Consider the following 255-nt stretch of genomic DNA (forward strand, 5'->3'; position numbering starts at 1 on the left):
AAAAAGATCCATAGTTTTCCTATAAAATAGATGTACCAACCAACTATTAGAAGGAGAAAGCTATGAATCCATACACACATCTTACCATGAATGAGCGAGAAACAATATTCCTAATGTATGAACAAGGTGAAACTATCGGGCATATATCCGAGACCCTGGACCGTTCTAAATCGACTATCTCAAGAGAATTACATCGTAATTCAAACAAGGATGGCAGTTATTCACCGTCAACTGCTCATGGAGAGTATAAACGTA

General features: G+C 37.3%; 1 protein-coding gene. It reads left to right on the top strand.

Annotation, left to right across the window (positions count from 1 at the left end; all coding sequences use genetic code 11):
• Window positions 1-62: 62 nt before the first annotated feature.
• Window positions 63-255, top strand: a 193-nt coding sequence (locus ACEN33_RS12560) for a helix-turn-helix domain-containing protein (RefSeq protein WP_407094281.1), incomplete at its 3' end; no start/stop codon positions are given.

It is taken from the genome of Ruoffia sp. FAM 24228, from assembly GCF_045528575.1.
Classification (GTDB): Bacteria; Bacillota; Bacilli; order Lactobacillales; family Aerococcaceae; genus Ruoffia; species Ruoffia halotolerans.